This is a genomic window from Pseudomonas sp. MAFF 730105 (assembly GCF_055380705.1).
The window spans coordinates 2,465,877-2,482,682 of the sequence record NZ_AP018438.1 but is presented as its reverse complement, the minus strand read 5'-3'; the positions used below and the strand labels follow the sequence as shown (position 1 = coordinate 2,482,682).

The 16,806-nt window shown below is 62.0% G+C and carries 13 protein-coding genes, 1 pseudogene and 2 riboswitches; of the genes and pseudogenes, 10 read left to right on the top strand and 4 right to left on the bottom strand.

The features are described from left to right. Window positions 1-1,071 (bottom strand): cobalamin biosynthesis protein CobW, encoded by a 1,071-nt coding sequence (gene cobW / locus PCOSP_RS11175; RefSeq protein ID WP_464711167.1) that lies wholly within the window; start codon window positions 1,069-1,071, stop codon window positions 1-3. Window positions 1,072-1,169: 98 nt separating this feature from the next. Then, window positions 1,170-1,384: riboswitch (cobalamin riboswitch) on the bottom strand. A 193-nt stretch (window positions 1,385-1,577) separates the two neighbouring features. Further along, a riboswitch (cobalamin riboswitch) is annotated at window positions 1,578-1,800 on the top strand. Between the two features lie 106 nt (window positions 1,801-1,906). Between cobW and PCOSP_RS11170 the strand changes: the two genes are divergently transcribed. The 4 genes from PCOSP_RS11170 (at window position 1,907) to cobM (ending at window position 4,041) form a co-directional block, all read left to right on the top strand. Next, a complete protein-coding gene (locus PCOSP_RS11170) occupies window positions 1,907-2,095 on the top strand; it encodes a CbtB domain-containing protein (protein WP_041022746.1) in 189 nt (62 codons plus the stop codon). 11 nt (window positions 2,096-2,106) lie between these two features. Beyond that, complete coding sequence (locus PCOSP_RS11165) at window positions 2,107-2,814, top strand: CbtA family protein (RefSeq protein ID WP_139641956.1); 708 nt, start codon at window positions 2,107-2,109, stop codon at window positions 2,812-2,814. Next, on the top strand, window positions 2,811-3,215 hold the full coding sequence (locus tag PCOSP_RS11160) for a cobalamin biosynthesis protein (protein WP_464711165.1): 405 nt from the start codon (window positions 2,811-2,813) through the stop codon (window positions 3,213-3,215). Before PCOSP_RS11165 ends, PCOSP_RS11160 begins: the two co-directional genes overlap by 4 nt. Before the next feature lie 79 nt (window positions 3,216-3,294). After that, the gene (cobM, locus tag PCOSP_RS11155) at window positions 3,295-4,041 is read left to right on the top strand and encodes a precorrin-4 C(11)-methyltransferase (RefSeq protein ID WP_175361319.1); all 747 of its coding nucleotides are present in this window, start codon (window positions 3,295-3,297) and stop codon (window positions 4,039-4,041) included. Window positions 4,042-4,240: 199 nt separating this feature from the next. Here cobM and nfuA read toward each other — a convergent pair. Both nfuA and PCOSP_RS11145 read right to left on the bottom strand, forming a co-directional pair. After that, a pseudogene (nfuA, locus tag PCOSP_RS11150) lies at window positions 4,241-4,824 on the bottom strand (Fe-S biogenesis protein NfuA). Window positions 4,825-4,940: 116 nt separating this feature from the next. After that, window positions 4,941-7,232 carry a fatty acid cis/trans isomerase gene (locus tag PCOSP_RS11145; protein WP_464711163.1) on the bottom strand — a complete coding sequence of 764 codons (2,292 nt, stop codon included), beginning with the start codon at window positions 7,230-7,232 and terminating at the stop codon, window positions 4,941-4,943. Between the two features lie 154 nt (window positions 7,233-7,386). Here PCOSP_RS11145 and metH point away from each other — a divergent pair, with 154 nt between their 5' ends. The 4 genes from metH to PCOSP_RS11125 all read left to right on the top strand — a co-directional run bounded on the left by metH (window position 7,387) and on the right by PCOSP_RS11125 (window position 14,101). Then, window positions 7,387-11,097: a methionine synthase gene (gene metH, locus PCOSP_RS11140; protein ID WP_464711162.1), complete on the top strand. Its 3,711-nt coding sequence runs from the start codon at window positions 7,387-7,389 to the stop codon at window positions 11,095-11,097. Window positions 11,098-11,184: 87 nt separating this feature from the next. Continuing rightward, a complete protein-coding gene (locus PCOSP_RS11135) occupies window positions 11,185-11,403 on the top strand; it encodes a DUF2970 domain-containing protein (protein ID WP_024781254.1) in 219 nt (72 codons plus the stop codon). A gap of 567 nt (window positions 11,404-11,970) precedes the next feature. Next, window positions 11,971-13,623, top strand: a complete 1,653-nt coding sequence (locus tag PCOSP_RS11130; RefSeq protein WP_139641946.1) for a nitrite/sulfite reductase — start codon at window positions 11,971-11,973, stop codon at window positions 13,621-13,623. After that, window positions 13,607-14,101, top strand: coding sequence for a DUF934 domain-containing protein (locus PCOSP_RS11125; RefSeq protein ID WP_139641944.1), 495 nt, complete (start codon window positions 13,607-13,609; stop codon window positions 14,099-14,101). Before PCOSP_RS11130 ends, PCOSP_RS11125 begins: the two co-directional genes overlap by 17 nt. A 183-nt stretch (window positions 14,102-14,284) precedes the next feature. On the opposite strand, the gene sohB is transcribed toward PCOSP_RS11125, so the two are convergent. After that, window positions 14,285-15,316: a protease SohB gene (sohB, locus tag PCOSP_RS11120; protein WP_139642504.1), complete on the bottom strand. Its 1,032-nt coding sequence runs from the start codon at window positions 15,314-15,316 to the stop codon at window positions 14,285-14,287. A gap of 232 nt (window positions 15,317-15,548) precedes the next feature. Here sohB and PCOSP_RS11115 point away from each other — a divergent pair, with 232 nt between their 5' ends. Beyond that, the gene (locus PCOSP_RS11115; RefSeq protein WP_464711160.1) at window positions 15,549-16,259 is read left to right on the top strand and encodes a histidine phosphatase family protein; all 711 of its coding nucleotides are present in this window, start codon (window positions 15,549-15,551) and stop codon (window positions 16,257-16,259) included. A 52-nt stretch (window positions 16,260-16,311) separates the two neighbouring features. Next, the gene (locus PCOSP_RS11110) at window positions 16,312-16,629 is read left to right on the top strand and encodes an SCP2 sterol-binding domain-containing protein (RefSeq protein WP_265067143.1); all 318 of its coding nucleotides are present in this window, start codon (window positions 16,312-16,314) and stop codon (window positions 16,627-16,629) included. The last annotated feature ends 177 nt before the right edge of the window (window positions 16,630-16,806 follow it).

The window sequence follows — 16,806 nt, the reverse complement described above, 5'->3', positions numbered from 1 at the left end:
TTAGACGCTGAGGGCGGCGCGCAACTGCGCTTCAAGCCGCCCGGCATCCAGCGCCTGGCCGATCAATACCAGACGCGTCACCCGGGCTTCGTCGGTGCCCCACTGGCGGTCGAAATGCTTGTCGAAACGCGTGCCGACGCCTTGGATCAGCAAGCGCATCGGCTTGTTCGGGATCGCCGCGAACCCCTTGACCCGCAGCACGCCGTGCTGGACCACCAACTGGGTCAGCGCGTCCAGGAGCAAGCTTTCGTCAGCCTGGGGCAGTTCGATGGAAATGGAGTCGAAGGCGTCATGATCGTGATCATCCTCGTCGCCGTCATGGTGGTGATCGTGATGACTATGGCGGCTATCGATGTGCTCTTCGGAACCGGCACCCAGGCCGATCAGCACTTCCAGCGGCAGGCGACCGTTGCTGGCTTCGATGACCTTGACCGCCGGTGGCAGTTCTTCGGCCACTTCAAGACGGACTTTCGCCAGGTCTTCCGGGCTGATCAGGTCGGCCTTGTTGAGGATCACCAGGTCGGCGCTCGCCAACTGATCGGCGAACAGTTCATGCAGCGGCGACTCGTGGTCCAGGTTCGGATCGAGCTTGCGCTGGGCATCGACCTGATCAGGGAAGGCGGCGAAGGTGCCAGCGGCCACGGCCGGGCTGTCGACCACGGTGATCACCGCATCGACGGTGCAGGCACTGCGGATTTCCGGCCACTGGAAGGCCTGGACCAACGGCTTGGGCAAGGCCAGGCCGGACGTTTCGATGAGGATATGGTCGAGGTCGCCGCGCCGGGCCACCAGCTCACGCATCACCGGGAAGAACTCCTCCTGCACGGTGCAGCACAAGCAACCGTTGGCCAGTTCATAGACTCGGCCGCTGGCTTCTTCTTCTTCTTCGGTGCAACCGATGGAGCACTGCTTGAGGATCTCACCGTCGATGCCCAGCTCGCCGAACTCGTTGACGATGACCGCGATACGCCGGCCCTGGGCGTTGTCGAGCATGTGTCGCAGCAGCGTGGTCTTACCCGAGCCGAGGAAACCGGTAACGATAGTGACGGGAAGTTTGGCCAGTGTTTTCATCGGATGCCCTTTGGCAAGGTGGCGGGCAAACGGGACGACAACCGCAGGCACAGGCGTGCGCGGAAGATTTCGTCACCGGATCACCCCGCCCGGTTGTAGTGAGAATCTGTCTCGAGGCAGGTCTCCTGGCTGACGGCGGGCCGATCCTGGCTTTTCATAGAAAGCCCTGGCAATTCCTGCGCCTTCCCGTGCTGCATGCACAGTGGCCTGGCAGGAACGTCACCGTTCACAGTTGCGGGGGCAGCCGCGGCTTGGACCGCGTTCCCGTCTTAGCTTCGGCGCAAACCGAAGAACCTCGAAGGCGCAAGGCTACGCAGGGTGTGCGGGCGGGTCAATGTCTGCGGATAAGTTCGCGGGTGCATGAGCGGGACCCATCGCGAGCAGGCTCGCTCCCACATTGGAAGCGCATTTCCCTGTGGGAGCGAGCAGGCTCGCGATGGCCACGACTCGGTTTCATTGACGCCCCACCCCCACCCATGCTCTCCTGTGCATGGTCTGTGTGGCTACACAGACCATTTGTTACGGGTGCCCTTCACAGGGTGAAACGGGAAACCGGTGAATCGTGTGCTTTACTTCAAGGCCACGTCAGTCCGGTGCTGCCCCCGCAACGGTAAGCGAGCGAAGCGTCAGATCCACTGTGCCCCATGGCATGGGAAGGTGACGCTTGCAGGCAAGGCCAAGGCCCTGCCCCTCGTGAGCCCGGAGACCGGCCCGCAACTCAAATATCAACAAACCCGCGGTGGGCGGGCGCTGTTCGAATCCTGACGGGCTTTGGCCCGGGGTTTCATTGCGCTCGATCTACCCACTGGCCAAGACAAGAACAGAGGGAAGCGCCATGTCGACCATCAGCACCACCGCCCGCACCGCCAGCAGCACCACGACCCTGAGCCAGCGCCTGAGCGCGGCAATCCTCGCCTCGATCCTGGGGGCTGGCCTGGTCTATTTCGCCGGTTTCTCCCACATCGAGGCGGTGCACAACGCGGCCCACGACACCCGCCACAGCGCCGCCTTCCCGTGCCATTGAGACCTGCCGACATGATCAAGCGTATCGCGCAAACCGCTGGGTTCAGTGGTTTGCTGGCCGCCCTGCTGCTGACCCTCCTGCAAAGCCTATGGGTTTCGCCGCTGATCCTGCAGGCCGAGACCTATGAAAAAGCCCCTGCGGCCGAAGCCCCTGTCGAGGCCCATCAGCATGCCGACGGCGCCGCTCACAACCATGATGCCGGAGCCTGGGAACCCGAAGATGGCTGGCAGCGCGTGCTGTCCACCACCGGTGGCAACCTGGTGGTCGCCGTGGGTTTCGCCCTGATGCTGGCGGGCCTGTACACCTTGCGTACACCTACCCGCACCTCCCAAGGCCTGCTCTGGGGCCTGGCCGGTTATGCCACCTTCGTCCTCGCGCCAACCCTTGGCCTGCCGCCGGAACTGCCCGGCACTGCCGCGGCCGACCTGGCTCAACGGCAAATGTGGTGGATCGGCACCGCGGCGTCCACGGCCGTGGGCATCGCCCTGATCGCGTTCGGCAGGCATTGGCTGCTCAAACTGCTGGGCGTGGCGACTTTGCTGGTGCCCCATGTCATCGGCGCACCGCAGCCGGAGGTCCACTCGATGCTGGCGCCCGAAGCCCTTGAAAGCCAATTCAAGATCGCCTCGCAATTGACCAACGTCGCGTTCTGGCTGGCCCTCGGCCTGATCAGCGCCTGGCTGTTCCGCCGTGACGGTCAAGCTCACCACGAGGCATGAATAGCGGGCAGGTGCTGGTGGTCGGCCTGGGCTGCCAGCGCGGTTGCCCGGCCAGCGTGTTGCGCGCATTACTGGATGAGGCATTGCTGACCCACGGCATCGCGCTTGAAGCGGTGAGGGCCCTGGCCAGTATCGATCTCAAGCGTGACGAACCAGGCCTGCTGGCATTGGCGGGGCAACTGGCCCTGCCGCTGACCTTCTTCAATGCTGGCCAGTTATCGGGCTATCGGGAACGCCTCAGCCACCGCTCGCAGATCGCTTTCGAGCGCACGGGTTGCTACGGCGTTGCCGAAAGCGCGGCACTGGCCCTTGCCGAACAACTGGGGCAGACCGCTGCCACCTTGCGTATTCCTCGCCAAAAGTGCGCCCAGGCCACACTGGCATTGGCGGTCGCGTCGTAAAACCCGATAATCGCCCTCCATGGATCATGAGCGATCTTCATTCAGGCATCGCTCGCCCTTCTTTTTTCAGGAACCGGTCATGACCGTCTACTTCATTGGCGCCGGCCCCGGCGATCCGGAATTGATCACCGTCAAGGGCCAGCGACTCGTGCGCAGCTGCGCGGTGATCATTTATGCCGGCTCCCTGGTGCCCGCCGCCGTGCTCGAGGGCCATTGCGCCGAACAGGTGATCAACAGCGCCGAACTGCATCTGGAACAGATCATCGCGCTGATGGAGGCAGCCCATCGCAACGGCCAGGACGTCGCCAGGGTGCATTCCGGCGACCCGAGCCTGTACGGCGCCATCGGCGAGCAGATTCGTTGCCTGCGGGAACTGGACATCCCCTTTGAAATCATTCCAGGCGTGACCGCGACCTCAGCCTGCGCCGCCCTGCTGGGCGCCGAACTGACCTTGCCGGATATCGCCCAGAGCGTGATCCTCACCCGCTACGCGGACAAGACCGCGATGCCCGCCGGAGAAGAGTTGGGTAGCCTGGCGCAACACGGAACGACCATGGCGATCCACCTGGGGGTCAATCATCTGGGAAAAATCGTCGGTGAGCTGCTGCCCCACTACGGCGCGGATTGCCCGATTGCCGTGATTCACCGGGCGACCTGGCCGGATCAGGATTGGGTGATGGGGACGCTGGCCGACATTGCCGCAAAAGTGCAGGCCAAGGGCTTTCGCCGCACGGCGCTGATTCTGGTGGGACGGGTGCTGGGCAACGACGTGTTCAGCGAATCATCGCTCTACCGCGCCGGGCATGCACATCTCTACAGACCCTGACCGCTCAATATCCATTGTCTGTGGGAGCGAGCCTGCTCGCGATAGCGGTGGATCAGGCAGAAATGATGTTGAATGTACCGCCGCAATCGCGAGCAGGGCTCGCTCCCACAGAGTTCTGGGTGATCGCAAATTCAGCGTTCAGCCCAATCCTTGTGGGAGCGAGCCCTGCTCGCGATTGCGGTAGTCCAGGCTGCAACGATCAGTAGTAAGCGTTTTCTTTCTGCGTATGGTCGGTCACGTCGCGCACGCCCTTGAGTTCCGGGATACGCTCGAGCAGCGTGCGCTCGATACCTTCCTTCAGGGTCACGTCAGCCTGACCACAGCCCTGGCAGCCGCCGCCGAACTGGAGCACGGCGATGCCGTCTTCCACCACGTCGATCAGCGACACCTGGCCGCCGTGGCTGGCCAGCCCCGGGTTGATTTCGGTTTGCAGGTAATAGTTGATGCGCTCGTTGATCGGGCTGTCGGCGTTGACCATCGGCACTTTGGCATTCGGCGCCTTGATGGTCAGTTGGCCGCCCATCCGGTCGGTGGCGTAATCGACGACCGCATCGTCCAGGAACGCTTCGCTGAACGAATCGATGTAGGCGGTGAAGCTCTTGAGCCCCAACGCGGTGTCTTCGGGCTTTTCTTCCCCCGGCTTGCAGTAGGCAATGCACGTCTCTGCGTACTGGGTGCCGGGCTGGGTGATGAAGATGCGGATCCCGATACCCGGCGTGTTCTGCTTGGACAGCAGGTCGGCAGGTAATCGTGGGCGGCATCGGTAATCGTAATGGCGGTCATGGAAACTCCTCGCAGGCTTGCCGGCAGTTTACGCCAAATCAGGCGCCGGACAAAGTCCCAGTATTTTTGTCAGGAAAGTAGCCGGCGGCACGGGTTTCGCCGCCGGGACATGCCGGTCAGAGGTTCTGGTAGCGATTCATGTCCAGCACGCCGGCCTCCAGGGGCTCGGTTTCCTCGATGTAACGGCTCAGGTCATGGAAGTAGTGCCAGAACTGCGGGTGACTGCGACGAATCCCCCAACGCTCGACAATCCGCTCGAAAGCTTGCTCATCCTGGGCGTTTTCCATGGCGTCGACGAACGCCGGGACTTGTCCGGCCGGGATATTGAACATGAAGTTCGGGTAGCTGCTGAGCACGCCCGGATAAACCGTCAAGGTGTCCAGCCCCGGCTGATAGCGCCGCTCCTCGCCCAGCAGGAACGCCACATTACTATGGCGCGGTTGCGCAGCAGGCTGTAGATCTCGCGATGACCGTTGGAAGTTTCGATGCGCAGCATCGTCGCTTCCGGCAACTGGTCGATGACCCGAAGCCCCGCCGCCGGGCGCGGACACCAGGCGACTGAGGGCCTGCTCAGCGTTCTGCAAGGCCGGATCGATGTTCGGGCGCGAGCAATAGGCGCCGTCGCAGCGATTGATCGGATCGGGCCGCGCATTCAGCTCGCCATAGCGGACCAGCAATTGCCGGGCGAAATCGCCCTTGGGGTCGCGTTCGTCCAGCTTGAGAGCGGTCGGCTTGTCATTGTCGATGCTCTCGTAATCCAGCCACATCTTGAATTTGCCGCCGGACTGATACCAGTCGTCGAGATAGTCTTCACGGGAGTCGGCCGGCATCAGGCGCAGGAAGTTCTGTTCCGCGCCATTGCGAATCAGGTCGAAGTACAGCCGCGTCTGGGCCTGATGGGAGACGTTGCCGAACACATCGAAATTCACCGCCAGTTGGTAATAGGTGCGCTCCAACAACGGGAAGTCGAACAGCCACATCGTCTGCGGTACTTCGCCGATCAGGCCCTTGGTGACCGAGGCACTGTCGAAGTGCCGGAAAATACTCAGCAAGGCATTGTCGTTACCGGCCCACAGCGTCGACCAGCTCGGTGCCGGCAACTCGGCGTAATTGTCCCGGCGCAGGGCCTCGTAGGCGTTGCGCTTGTCCCGGTAGTCGAGCCACAGGCTGACGACGCTGCCCACATCGTCGTTCTGCCCCGGCATCGCCAGCAATGGCGTGGCCTGGCCGCGATAGTTCGGATCGGTGATGTACAGGTCGTGCTCAGGGGCCTGGAACAGCGCCCAGAAATTGTCGCGGATCACATCCGTGGCGATCTGGCCCCGGCACACCGGGCCGCGGATAAAGGTGCGCACGAAATATTCGGCGTTATCGAGCATGAACTGATAGCGGGCTTGGGCCGGGATCGCTTCAAAGGTGGAGAACGGGTTGGAGCGGCGCTCCGGGCCGTAGCCGGGCAACGCCGTGACCTGCCAGTTGCCCTTGTAAAACAGGCTCTTGATCCGCGCCATCTTGGCCGCACTCAGCCCGTAGGTGATGTGGGTCTTGTGCACGATCACCCCTTGTACCGCCCAGAGCCGGTAATAGACGCGGGTGCCGGGGTCGTCGTTCGGGCGACGGGTGTTGATCAGGTCGATCGGCTGGCCACTGGGCGTGCGCGAACGCACCCACTGGAAGAAATGCCCTGGCTCGCCGTCCTTGAAATAGATGTGCGCCAGGAACCAGTGCTCGAACAACCAGCGGGCCACCAGGCTCTCCCGGGCGCCGGGGGCGTTAAGCAGGTTTTCCCATTGCACCACCTGCAAGGCTTCAGCGGAACTTGGGGCCAGAGCTTGCTGGTCGATGGGCGCGCCGGCGGCCAGCCAGCGCTGCAAGGTCTGGTATTGCTGCTCGGTCAGGCCGGTGACCGCCATGGGCATACCCTCCCTGGGGTGCGCGGCGGCGTACCCATCGAATTGCCCCGGCATCGCGCAGCTGTTTTCACGCCCGAGCCCCAGCACGATCTCTTCCGGCAGCTTGGCGTTGGGCTGCAGCGGCGCGCCGTGCCCCAGCGCCAGCATCTGCGCCATCAACGCAGCCTGGCTGCCCTGGGCATCGAGCACCGAATAAAAGCCCTTGCGCTGCCAGGCCTGCGGGCCGGAGGCGTCATAGAACAAGCGGGTCGGGACGGCGGCCTCGCGGCGCTCGCCGTCATACACCGACATTTTGCTCGCGCCCCGGGCCGCACCTTCGCCGCTGCCCAGGTTCAACTGGCAAGCGGAGTCGTAACAAGCGTGGCAGGCCACGCACTTCTCGGTGAAGATCGGCTGGATGTCGCGGGTGTAGGACAACGCTGGCACGGGATCCTTGGCGGCTGCGGCAAAAGACAACAGCAGCAACAGACTGCCGAATAAGACGCGGTACGGCATGTCTCGGTCCCTAAGAGATAGAGCAGCGATTCTACCGGGCCAGCAGCCGGTTGCAAACATGAGCAAAATTCATGCAAAAGCCACCCATGATCAAATCCGGCACAGGTTTGCTATGATTCCTGGCTTCGTAATGGTCTTTTTTCCAGGTAGTCCTATGTCTGATCGCAGCGCTCGCCTTTATCTTCTTCAGCAAGCCCTCAAGGAACGCATCCTGATCCTCGACGGCGGCATGGGCACGATGATCCAGAGCTACAAGCTGGAGGAGCAGGACTATCGCGGCAAGCGCTTCGCCGACTGGCCGAGCGACGTCAAGGGCAACAACGATTTGCTGGTGCTGACCCGTCCCGACGTGATCGGCTCCATCGAGAAAGCCTACCTGGATGCCGGCGCCGACATCCTCGAAACCAACACCTTCAACGCCACCCAGGTGTCCCAGGCCGACTACGGCATGCAGGGCCTGGCCTATGAGCTGAACCTGGAAGGTGCGCGCCTGGCCCGCAAGGTCGCCGACGCCAAGACCCTCGAGACCCCGGACAAACCACGCTTCGTCGCCGGCGTGCTTGGCCCGACCAGCCGCACCTGCTCGCTGTCGCCAGACGTGAACAACCCCGGCTACCGCAACGTGACCTTCGACGAACTGGTGGAGAACTACACCGAGGCCACCAAGGGTCTGATCGAGGGCGGCGCCGACCTGATCCTGATCGAAACCATCTTCGACACCCTGAACGCCAAGGCGGCGATCTTCGCCGTGCAAGGGGTCTACGAAGAACTGGGCGTCGAACTGCCGATCATGATTTCCGGCACCATCACCGACGCCTCCGGCCGCACTCTTTCCGGCCAGACCACCGAAGCCTTCTGGAACTCCGTGGCCCACGCCAAGCCAATCTCCGTCGGCCTGAACTGCGCCCTGGGCGCCAGCGAACTGCGCCCGTACCTGGAAGAGCTGTCGAACAAGGCCAGCACCCATGTCTCGGCGCACCCGAACGCCGGCCTGCCCAACGAATTCGGTGAATACGACGAACTGCCGGCGCAAACCGCCAAGGTCATCGAAGAGTTCGCCCAGAGCGGCTTCCTGAACATCGTCGGCGGCTGCTGCGGCACCACGCCGGCGCACATCGAAGCCATCGCCAAGGCAGTGGCCGGTTATGCGCCACGACCGATTCCGGAAATTCCCCGGGCTTGCCGCCTGTCGGGCCTGGAACCGTTCACCATCGATCGAAGCTCGCTGTTCGTCAACGTCGGCGAGCGGACCAACATCACCGGTTCCGCCAAGTTCGCCCGGCTGATCCGCGAAGACAACTACACCGAAGCCCTGGAGGTGGCCCTGCAGCAGGTCGAGGCCGGCGCCCAGGTGATCGACATCAACATGGACGAGGGCATGCTCGATTCGAAGAAGGCCATGGTGACCTTCCTCAATCTGATTGCCGGCGAACCGGACATCTCCCGCGTGCCGATCATGATCGACTCGTCGAAATGGGAAGTGATCGAAGCCGGCCTCAAGTGCATCCAGGGCAAGGGCATCGTCAACTCCATCAGCATGAAAGAAGGCGTCGAGCAATTCATCCATCACGCCAAATTGTGCAAGCGCTACGGCGCCGCCGTGGTGGTGATGGCGTTCGACGAAGCCGGCCAGGCCGACACCGAGGCGCGCAAGAAGGAAATCTGCAAGCGCTCCTACGACATCCTGGTCAATGAAGTGGGCTTCCCACCGGAAGACATCATCTTCGACCCGAACATCTTCGCTGTCGCCACCGGTATCGAAGAACACAACAACTATGCCGTGGACTTCATCAACGCCTGTGCCTATGTCCGCGACGAGCTGCCCTACGCGCTGACCTCCGGCGGGGTGTCCAACGTGTCGTTCTCGTTCCGGGGCAACAACCCGGTGCGCGAGGCGATCCACTCGGTATTCCTGCTGTATGCGATCCGCGCGGGCCTGACCATGGGTATCGTCAACGCCGGCCAGCTGGAGATCTACGACCAGATCCCGGTGGAACTGCGCGACGCCGTGGAAGACGTGATCCTCAACCGCACCCCGGAAGGCACCGACGCCCTGCTCGCCATTGCCGACAAATACAAGGGCGACGGCAGCACCAAGGAAGCGGAAACCGAGGAGTGGCGCAACTGGGACGTCAACAAGCGCCTGGAGCATGCACTGGTCAAGGGCATCACCACCCACATCGTCGAGGACACCGAGGAATCGCGCCTGTCGTTCACGCGCCCTATCGAAGTCATCGAAGGTCCGTTGATGGCCGGCATGAACATCGTTGGCGACCTGTTCGGCGCCGGCAAGATGTTCCTGCCCCAGGTGGTCAAGTCCGCCCGCGTGATGAAGCAGGCCGTGGCCCACCTGATTCCGTTCATCGAGGCGGAAAAAGGCGACAAGCCGGAAGCCAAGGGCAAGATCCTGATGGCGACGGTCAAGGGCGACGTCCATGACATCGGCAAGAACATCGTCGGCGTGGTGCTCGGTTGCAACGGTTATGACATCGTCGACCTGGGCGTGATGGTGCCAGCGGAAAAAATCCTGCAGGTGGCCAAGGAGGAGAAATGCGACATCATCGGCCTGTCCGGCCTGATCACCCCGTCCCTGGATGAGATGGTGCACGTGGCTCGCGAGATGCAGCGCCAGGATTTCCATCTGCCGCTGATGATCGGTGGCGCGACGACGTCCAAGGCCCACACGGCGGTGAAGATCGAGCCCAAGTACAGCAATGACGCGGTGATCTATGTCACCGACGCCTCCCGCGCCGTCGGGGTGGCAACCCAATTGCTGTCCAAGGAACTGAAACCGGCGTTCGTCGAAAAAACCCGTCAGGACTACATCGAGGTTCGCGAGCGCACCGCCAACCGCAGCGCCCGTACCGAACGCCTGAGCTACCCCGCCGCTGTCGCCAAGAAGCCGCAGTTCGACTGGAGCAGCTACCAGCCGGTCAAGCCGACGTTCACCGGTGCCCGGGTGCTGGACGACATCGACTTGAACGTCCTGGCCGAATACATCGACTGGACGCCGTTCTTCATTTCCTGGGACCTGGCCGGCAAGTTCCCGCGCATCCTCACCGATGAAGTGGTCGGCGAAGCCGCCACCGCCCTGTACGCTGACGCCCAGGCCATGCTGCGCAAGCTGATCGATGAGAAACTCATCAGTGCCCGCGCAGTGTTCGGTTTCTGGCCGGCCAACCAGGTGCATGACGACGACCTGGAAGTCTACGGCGACGACGGCAAGCCACTGGCCCGCCTGCATCACCTGCGCCAGCAGATCATCAAGACCGACGGCAAGCCGAACTTCTCCCTGGCCGACTTCGTTGCGCCGAAGGACAGCGGCGTGACCGACTACGTCGGCGGCTTCATCACCACCGCAGGCATCGGTGCCGAAGAAGTGGCGAAGGCCTACCAGGAAGCTGGCGACGACTACAACTCGATCATGGTCAAGGCCCTGGCCGACCGCCTGGCCGAAGCCTGCGCCGAGTGGCTGCACCAGCAGGTGCGCAAGGAACATTGGGGTTATGCCAAAGACGAAAGCCTGGACAACGAGGCGCTGATCAAGGAGCAGTACACCGGCATCCGCCCTGCCCCCGGTTACCCTGCATGCCCGGATCACACCGAGAAAGCCACCCTGTTCCGCCTGCTTGATCCCGAGGCCAGCGAACTGAAGGCCGGCCGCAGCGGCGTGTTCCTCACCGAGCACTACGCCATGTTCCCGGCGGCGGCGGTCAGTGGCTGGTACTTCGCTCATCCCCAGGCGCAATACTTCGCCGTGGGCAAGATCGACAAGGACCAGGTCCAGAGCTACACCGGTCGCAAGGGCCAGGAGCTGAGCGTGACCGAGCGCTGGCTGGCGCCGAACCTGGGCTACGACAACTGAGTGAAGGATCACGGTCGGCAACGGCCGTGATCCTTTTTTTCACGGGTTGTCTATGCTTGTCCCATACCCATGGCAGACGAGGGATTTATGGACGATCCAGTCGACAACAAGCCGCCAACCCTGCTGCAGATGATGCACAGCGTACTGGCCGCCGCCTTTGGCGTGCAGAGCGGCAAGAACCGCGCCCGTGACTTCACCCACGGCAAACCGAGTCACTTCGTGATCCTGGGGATCGCGTTCACGGTGATCTTCGCCCTGACGCTGTTTGGCATCGTCAAGCTGGTGGTGCATCTGGCGGGGCTATAGAACGATCTTCCTGCACATCAATCCCTGTGGGAGCGAGCCTGTGGGAGCAAAGCTTGCTCGCGACGCAAACGACACGGTCGAGACCGCGTCATCGATCATCGCGAGCAAGCTTTGCTCCCACAGGCTTTGCTCCCACAGGTTTTTATTGCGTTGGACGACCGATTACTGATGACTGACCCAGAACACCGCCGTGCCTACCACCAGGATTATCAGGAACAGAATGGCCCAGGCATCAACAGTGCTGTCGCTTTTCCTTGCTTTGGTCGGATTGCTCATTGCATCGCCTCTTGTCGGTTTTTTAGGTGATTGCATAGGGACTCGACCACAGTTAAGACGATGATTGCCCATACGACAAATGTGGGTTCCATGCCGATAGACCCCATTAGGTCATTTGGTTCTTTACATATACTCAAACATCACTTTTGCGCATAACTCAAAACAGGTATCGTGCACCGGCTCCTTTAGGAGTGCGCGGCCGTGCGCGCAGAATTGCCGAGGCAGAACCCGATTCCAGCGAGCCAATACGCAGCTGTTTCTGATCGGCCCAAGCCTGAGACCGAGACTTATATGTACGTATATGACGAGTACGATCAGCGGATCATCGAGGACCGCGTCAAGCAGTTCCGTGATCAGACCCGACGCTATCTGGCAGGCGAGCTGAGCGAAGAAGAATTCCGCCCTCTGCGCCTGCAGAACGGCCTGTACATCCAGCGTTTCGCCCCGATGCTGCGGGTGGCGGTGCCTTACGGCCAACTGACCGCACGCCAGGTGCGCAAGCTGGCCCAGATTGCCCGCGACTACGACAAGGGCTACGCCCACATCAGTACGCGGCAGAACGTCCAGTACAACTGGCCGGCCCTGGAAGATGTCCCCGAGATCCTGGCTGAGCTGGCCACCGTGCAAATGCACGCGATCCAGACCAGCGGCAACTGCCTGCGCAACGTCACCACCGACCAGTTCGCCGGTGTCGCGGCCGATGAGTTGATCGACCCACGTCCATGGTGCGAGATCGTCCGTCAGTGGACCACGTTCCACCCGGAATTCGCCTACCTGCCGCGCAAGTTCAAGATCGCCATCAACGGCTCGACCTCGGACCGCGCCGCCATCGAAGTCCACGACATCGGCCTGGAGGCGGTCTACAACGCTGCGGGCGAGCTGGGCTTCCGCGTGCTGGTGGGCGGTGGCCTCGGTCGCACGCCGGTGGTGGGTGCATTCATCAATGAGTTCCTGCCCTGGCAGGACCTGCTGAGCTACCTCGACGCCATCCTGCGGGTGTACAACCGCTATGGCCGTCGCGACAACAAGTACAAGGCGCGGATCAAGATCCTGGTCAAGGCCCTGACACCTGAAGTGTTCGCCGAGAAGGTCGAAGCCGAAATGGTTCACCTGCGTGGCGGCCAGACCACCCTGACCGAAGCTGAAGTCCACCGCGTGGCCAAACACTTCGTCGACCCGCAATACAAGGCCTTGGACAACCAGGACTTCGCAGCACTCGACAAGGAACATCCGGGCTTCGCCCGTTGGCGCAGCCGCAACACCCTGACCCACAAGAAGCCTGGCTACATCGCGGTCACCTTGTCCCTGAAGCCGACCGGTGTTGCGCCGGGCGACATCACCGACAAGCAGCTGGACGCCGTGGCCGATCTGGCCGACCGCTACAGCTTCGGTCAGCTGCGCACGTCCCACGAGCAGAACATCATCCTGGCCGACGTCGAACAGAGCCAGTTGTTCACCCTGTGGGGCGAGTTGCGCGAGCAGGGTTTCGCCACACCGAACATTGGCCTGCTGACCGACATGATCTGCTGCCCGGGCGGCGATTTCTGCTCCCTGGCCAACGCCAAGTCGATCCCGATCGCCGAATCGATCCAGCGCCGTTTCGACGATCTGGACTACCTGTTCGACATCGGCGAACTGGACCTGAACATTTCCGGTTGCATGAACGCCTGCGGTCACCACCACGTCGGCCACATCGGCATCCTGGGCGTGGACAAGAAAGGCGAAGAGTTCTACCAGGTCTCCCTGGGTGGCAGCGGCAGCCGCGACGCCAGCCTGGGCAAGATCCTCGGGCCTTCGTTTGCCCAGGACGATATGCCAGACGTGATCGAGAAGCTGATCGACGTGTACATCGAACAACGTACCGAAGACGAGCGTTTCATCGACACTTACCAACGTATCGGCATCGACCTCTTCAAGGAACGCGTCTATGCAGCGAATCATTAAGAACAACGAGGTCATCGACGAGACCTGGCACCTGCTGCCGAAGGACGCGACCCTCGATGGTATTTCCAACTGCGACGACCTGATCGTCCCCCTGGCCCTGTGGCGTGATCATTCTCGCGCCCTCAAAGCCCGCGATGGCGGCCTGGGCGTGTGGCTGGATGCCGACGAAGAAGCGGAAGAGATCGGCGACGACGCCAATCAGCTCCAGGTCATCGCCCTGAACTTCCCGGCCTTCACCGACGGCCGCAGCTACTCCAACGCCCGCCTGCTGCGTGATCGCTACGGCTTCAAGGGCGAACTGCGGGCCATTGGCGATGTGCTGCGCGACCAGCTGTTCTACATGCGCCGCTGCGGTTTCGACGCGTTCGCCCTGCGCGCCGACAAGGACCCCTACGAAGCCCTCGAAAGCCTCAAGGACTTCTCGGTGACCTACCAGGCCGCCACTGACGAACCGCTGCCGCTGTTTCGTCGCCGCTGAATCCGCCGTAATGAAAAAGCCCTGATCCGGATATTCCGGTTCAGGGCTTTTTCATTTTCCGGCAACCACCAAAGCCCCTGTGGGAGCGAGCCTGCTCGCGATGGCGGTGATTCAGTCGATGCTGCAGTGACTGACAGACTGCTATCGCGAGCAGGCTCGCTCCCACAGGGATTGAGAGCAGAGTTACCAGAACCGCTGCTGGGTCAACCGGCTCCACCAGCTCAACAGCACACGGTCCACTGAGCCGCTGGCAGCCATGCCGACGCGCTCCTGCAGGCTTTTGCGTTCGGCATAGTGCAGGTGGTACAGCTCGGCGCTCTTGGCGCGCTCGGCCAGGTATTCGTCGCTGGTCTTCAACTCGTCCACCAGATGCTTGCCGAGTGCGGCGACACCCAGCCAGACCTCGCCGGTCGCCACTTCATCAATGGCCAGTTGCGGGCGGTAGTTGGACACGAAGCTCTTGAACAAGTCGTGGGTGATGTCCAGGTCCTGCTGGAATTTCTCCCGGCCTTTCTCGGTATTTTCGCCGAACACCGTCAGCGTGCGCTTGTACTCGCCGGCGGTCAGGACTTCGAAGTCGATGTCATGCTTCTTCAGCAGGCGGTTGACGTTCGGCAACTGGGCCACGACGCCGATGGAGCCGAGGATGGCGAAAGGTGCGCTGATGATCTTCTCGCCGATGCAGGCCATCATGTACCCGCCACTGGCCGCGACTTTGTCGATGCACACGGTCAGCGGTACGCCGGCCTGACGGATCCGCACCAGTTGCGACGAGGCCAGTCCATAGCTGTGCACCATGCCGCCACCGCTTTCCAGGCGCAGCACCACTTCGTCCTTGGGCGTTGCCAGGGTCAACAGCGCGGTGATTTCATGCCGCAGGCTCTCGGTGGCCGACGCCTTGATGTCGCCGTCGAAGTCCAGCACGAACACCCGGGGCTTGGCCGTCGGTTTTTCCTTCTGTTTCTTCTGCGCTTTCTCAGCCTTGCCTTCGCGCTTGCGCAGGGCCTTGAGCTGATCCTTGTCCAGCAGTGTCTGTTCCAGGCGCTCGCGAAGCCCCTTGTAGAAATCGTTGAGTTTGCTCACCTGCAACTGGCCGGCCGACTTGCGCCGCCCCTTGCTGCGCAGGGCAGCAAAACTGGCCAGCACCACCAGGATGGCGATGACCAGCGTCACGGTCTTGGCCAGAAAGCCGGCGTATTCGATAAAGAACTCCACGATCACTCCTAATTGATTCTCGACTCGCCGCTCGAGGGCGGACATTAAACGCTCCCAGCATACCCATGCGCCTGCGTCGCTACCAGCCGGGAAACCTGTGGTTACCTTAAGCCCGGACCAGGCAGGACAAGGCTGTAACGGACATTTCAAACAAGCGTATGTTTTTTCATTGACAGCTCACCGTCATCCTCATAACCTCGCCAAACCTTCAACGTACCGGGATGACGCGGACGTGGGCAGTATCTATCTGATTCGACATGGCCAGGCCTCCTTTGGTGCGGACGACTACGATGTCCTTTCACCCAATGGCGTACGCCAGGCACAGGTGCTGGGTAACCACCTGGCGGAGCTGGGTGTCGTGTTCGATCGTTGCCTCTCGGGCGACCTGCGTCGGCAGCAGGATACCGCCACCGGCGCCCTGGGCCAGATGTCCGCCGCCGGGCTGCCGGTTCCCGAGATGGAAACCGACTCCGCGTTCAACGAATTCGATGCCGACGCCGTGATCCGAGCCCTGCTGCCGGACATGCTGCCCCAGGAACCCGAGGCCCTGTACATCTTGCGCAATGCGGCGCAGAACCGCGCCGAATTCCAGCGCATCTTCGCGCTGGTGGTCGAGCGCTGGCTCAGCGGCCAGTACGACCCGCCCGGGCTGGAGAGCTGGCTGGATTTCGTCGAGCGGGTCCAGGCCGGCCTGCAGCGCATCCTGGAACAGGCCGACAACAGCCACAAGATCGCCGTGTTCACGTCCGGCGGCACAATTACCGCCCTGCTCCACCTGATCACCCGGATACCGGCCCGACAGGCCTTCGAACTGAACTGGCAAATCGTCAACACCTCGCTCAACCACCTGAAATTCAGGGGGCGCGACGTGGCCCTGGCTTCCTTCAACAGCCATGCTCATCTGCAACTGCTGAAGACCCCGGACCTCATCACCTACCGTTGAGGCCGAATTAATCGTAGACCCTTGCTGTATCAACCCGATAAGGATCGAAACCATGACCTCCGTAGTCGACGCCGTACAAAAGATGAAAGAAAAATTCAACCCAGCTGCCGCTGCCGGCCTGGACCTGGTATTCGGTTTCAACATCACCGACGAAGACAAGCAGTACGCCCTGATCGTCAAGGACGGTACCTGTGAATTGCAGGAAGGCGAGAATGCCGACGCCAACTGCACGCTGGTGATGGACAGCGACACCCTCAAGGGCATCGTCAGCGGTGAAACCGACGGCATGCAAGCGTTCATGGGCGGCAAACTGCGTGTCGAAGGCGACATGATGCTGTCGATGAAGCTCTCCGAGCTGTTCCCGGCCTGAGCCTGCGCACCCTCCCAGGGTGCCCTCGGCTGTAACGAATCCCGCCCCCGTGGCGGGATTCGCGTTTCTGCCTCCCCCGATTTCGCCCAGCACACGCAACCTTGATCCCGGTCAGTTGCCCCTCGCCTTTCAACCGCTAACTTAGCGCCTCCATCAGATGCCAAGGACGGCTCATCG

Excerpts from the sequence above, each read along its gene's own strand:
- cobW (WP_464711167.1), bottom strand. The coding sequence starts at position 1,071 with ATGAAAACACTGGCCAAACTTCCCGTCACTATCGTTACCGGTTTCCTC.
- PCOSP_RS11170 (WP_041022746.1), top strand. The coding sequence starts at position 1,907 with ATGTCGACCATCAGCACCACCGCCCGCACCGCCAGCAGCACCACGACC.
- PCOSP_RS11165 (WP_139641956.1), top strand. The coding sequence starts at position 2,107 with ATGATCAAGCGTATCGCGCAAACCGCTGGGTTCAGTGGTTTGCTGGCC.
- PCOSP_RS11160 (WP_464711165.1), top strand. The coding sequence starts at position 2,811 with ATGAATAGCGGGCAGGTGCTGGTGGTCGGCCTGGGCTGCCAGCGCGGT.
- cobM (WP_175361319.1), top strand. The coding sequence starts at position 3,295 with ATGACCGTCTACTTCATTGGCGCCGGCCCCGGCGATCCGGAATTGATC.
- PCOSP_RS11145 (WP_464711163.1), bottom strand. The coding sequence starts at position 7,232 with ATGCCGTACCGCGTCTTATTCGGCAGTCTGTTGCTGCTGTTGTCTTTT.
- metH (WP_464711162.1), top strand. The coding sequence starts at position 7,387 with ATGTCTGATCGCAGCGCTCGCCTTTATCTTCTTCAGCAAGCCCTCAAG.
- PCOSP_RS11135 (WP_024781254.1), top strand. The coding sequence starts at position 11,185 with ATGGACGATCCAGTCGACAACAAGCCGCCAACCCTGCTGCAGATGATG.
- PCOSP_RS11130 (WP_139641946.1), top strand. The coding sequence starts at position 11,971 with ATGTACGTATATGACGAGTACGATCAGCGGATCATCGAGGACCGCGTC.
- PCOSP_RS11125 (WP_139641944.1), top strand. The coding sequence starts at position 13,607 with ATGCAGCGAATCATTAAGAACAACGAGGTCATCGACGAGACCTGGCAC.
- PCOSP_RS11110 (WP_265067143.1), top strand. The coding sequence starts at position 16,312 with ATGACCTCCGTAGTCGACGCCGTACAAAAGATGAAAGAAAAATTCAAC.